The sequence below is a fragment of the Mesorhizobium sp. M2A.F.Ca.ET.039.01.1.1 genome (assembly GCF_003998035.1).
In the GTDB taxonomy this organism is placed as follows: Bacteria; Pseudomonadota; Alphaproteobacteria; order Rhizobiales; family Rhizobiaceae; genus Mesorhizobium.
The window spans coordinates 1-2,644 of record NZ_RZRY01000787.1 but is presented as its reverse complement, the minus strand read 5'-3'; the positions used below and the strand labels follow the sequence as shown (position 1 = coordinate 2,644).

Annotated in this window: 3 protein-coding genes and 1 pseudogene; all 4 read left to right on the top strand. The window is 65.7% G+C overall.

Annotation, left to right across the window (positions count from 1 at the left end; genetic code table 11):
- A pseudogene (locus tag EOA24_RS33695) lies at window positions 1-351 on the top strand (ABC transporter substrate-binding protein); the annotation flags it as partial.
- Between the two features lie 11 nt (window positions 352-362).
- Window positions 363-1,382, top strand: coding sequence for an ABC transporter permease subunit (locus EOA24_RS33690; RefSeq protein WP_127410568.1), 1,020 nt, complete (start codon window positions 363-365; stop codon window positions 1,380-1,382).
- Entirely contained in the window at window positions 1,376-2,176 is an 801-nt protein-coding gene (locus EOA24_RS33685) for an ABC transporter ATP-binding protein (RefSeq protein ID WP_127410567.1), read from the top strand. Before EOA24_RS33690 ends, EOA24_RS33685 begins: the two co-directional genes overlap by 7 nt.
- Before the next feature lie 22 nt (window positions 2,177-2,198).
- Window positions 2,199-2,644, top strand: a 446-nt coding sequence (locus tag EOA24_RS33680; RefSeq protein WP_127410566.1) for a YcnI family protein, incomplete at its 3' end; no start/stop codon positions are given.

The following is a 2,644-nucleotide window of genomic DNA, read 5'->3' as shown; positions in this document are numbered from 1 at the left end:
TTCGAGAACCGTGTCTGCTGCATCGTCGGCCTGCGCGGCAGCCTCATCCGCGACGACCTGCCGACCGCAACGGCACTGACGCGCGCCCTGCTCGAAGCGCAGGACCTTACGGTCGCCAAGCCCGAACTCGCCGCCCAGGCCTTCCTGTCGCAGGCTCCCAAGGGTAAGACGCTCGCGGATCTGGTCGGTGTTCTCAAGGACCAGACTCACAATCACAACCCGGTCGGCGCCGACCTGCGCAGGGAGATCGCGCTCTATGCCGAGGAGTTGCGCGACGTGCAGGTATTCAAGCAATCCACCGATCCAAAGCAGTTCGCCGACCAGGTCTATGCGGACGTGCTGACGGTATAGGGAGGTTCAAGATGGCATCGATCGAGCCGGCGCTTTCCGAGCGCATTGAGGGCGCCGTTCGCGCGCGCGCAGCCGGATGGACCCGGCTTGGTATCTGGCCGCTTGGCCTGCTGGCTGCCGCCGGGTGGGTCGGGGTCGCGGCCCTGATCGAGCTGTGGCCGGAGATCATCCCCCAGCCTTACGGCGGCCAACTCGCCCTGATCGCGCTCGTCATCGCCGCGGCGCTGGTCGTGGTGGTCGCAACGGGGCGGCTGCTCGGAGCGATCTCCGATAGCGTCCGCTACTACGGGCCGTGGTTCATCGCCGGCGCAGCGATCGTCGCGATCTGGGAGATCCTGACAGCCAAGACCGGCCTGCTGCCGGTACCGTTTTTCTCCTCCCCGCAAAGTGTTCTCGCAGTGTTCTTGGATGATTGGAACCGGCTCGGCATCAGCATCTGGTATTCGGTTCTGCTACTGACGAAGGGCTATGTCCTCGGCGCGCTTGCCGGATTTGTCACCGGCGTCACCATCGGCTGGTCGCAAGCGGCGAGCTACTGGTTTCATCCGGTGCTGAGGCTGATCGGCCCCCTTCCGGCAACGGCCTGGCTGCCGCTCGCCTTCTTTATCTTCCCGACCAGCGGTACCGCCAGCGTGTTCCTGATCGCGCTCGCCACCGCCTTCCCGGTGACTATCCTCACTTGGTCGGGCATCGCCAGCGTCAACCGCGATTACTACGACATCGCCCGCACGCTCGGCGCCAACCCCCGGTTCCTGATCCTGAAGGTGGCGGTACCTGCGGCGCTGCCGCATGTCTTCGTCGGCTTGTTCATGGGGCTGGGTACCTCTTTCGCCGTGCTGGTCGTGGCGGAGATGCTGGGCGTCAAGGCAGGGCTCGGCTGGTACCTGCAATGGGCCCAGGGCTGGGCGGCCTACAGCAACATGTACGCGGCGCTGCTGGTCATGGCGCTGATGTGCTCCGGCCTGATCACCGTGCTCTTCCGCCTGCGCGACTGGACGCTCTCCTGGCAGAAGGGCCTCGTCAGATGGTAGCGCGCGCAGCGCTAAAGCCGGCCTCGGAGCTTCCCGCGGATGGCCTGAGGATCGACTTTGAAAACGTCTCGCACCGGTTCGAATTGAAGGGCGAGCCGCTGCCGGTCCTCGACAATGTCAGCTTCTCGGTAGAGTCCGGTTCATTCGTCGCGCTGCTCGGCCCGTCGGGCTGCGGCAAGTCGACCCTGCTTCGGCTGCTTGCCGGGCTCGACCATCCGAGTGCCGGCGCGGTGAAGGTAGACGGCGAAACGGTCGGCAACCCGGACCCGTCGCGCATCCTCGTATTCCAGGATCCGACCCTGTTTCCCTGGCGCACCGTCTGGGACAATGTCGCGCTGGGCCTCGAGGCGCAGGGTATATTGAGGAGCGCGCGCCAGCGCGTTGATGACGCGGTAACGCTCGTCGGGCTCGCAGGCTTCGACAAGGCCTATCCGCACCAGCTTTCCGGCGGTATGGCGCAGCGCGTGGCACTCGCCCGCGCGCTGGTCAACAGGCCGCAACTGCTGCTTCTCGACGAGCCGCTCGGCAAGCTCGATTCGCTCACCCGGCTAACGATGCAAGGTGAGATCGTTAAGCTGTGGCAGGCAGTTGGACTGACCGCGCTTCTGGTCACCCATGATGTTGAGGAAGCGTTGTTCCTCACGGAGCGCGTTCTCATCTTTGGGCCGCGCCCGGCGCGCATCGTCGCCGACATCACGGTCGACCTGCCCTATCCACGCCATCGTGGCGATCCGCGGCTGGCGGAGCTTCGTCGCGAGGCGCTCGGCCACCTCGGCCTGGCGGCTACCTGGTAATCCCTCCAAGAAGGAAACACGAATGACCGCGAAACTTGGAACTGCGCTGCGCATTGCGCTCACCGCAGCGGCTGTCGCAGCCGCCCAGCCGGCTTCCGCCCATATCACCTTCGAGGCCAAGGAGGTGAAAGCCGGCACCTCGGCCAGGTTCGTGCTGCGCGTGCCGCATGGCTGCACGGGCTCAGCGACCGTCGCCGTCCGTATCTCGATCCCCGAGGGGCTTTCTGAAGCCAAGCCGCAGCCCAAGCCGGGCTGGACGCTCGACATCGTCAGCGCGGGGCCCGAGACCACAGCCTCGACCGAGGCCGGCGACGATGCGCATGCCAGTCAGCACGACGCCGCGGTCAAGGAAATCTCCTGGTCGGGCCGACTCGAGGACGCGCGCCACGACGAATTCATATTCCGCGCCAAGGTCGATGCCGCCGCAGCCGGCAAGGACCTGTTTGTCCCTGTCGTGCAGCAATGCGA

What these genes read in the sequence shown, in the direction of transcription:
- EOA24_RS33690 (WP_127410568.1), top strand. Translation starts at nt 363, where the DNA reads ATGGCATCGATCGAGCCGGCGCTTTCCGAGCGCATTGAGGGCGCCGTT.
- EOA24_RS33685 (WP_127410567.1), top strand. Translation starts at nt 1,376, where the DNA reads ATGGTAGCGCGCGCAGCGCTAAAGCCGGCCTCGGAGCTTCCCGCGGAT.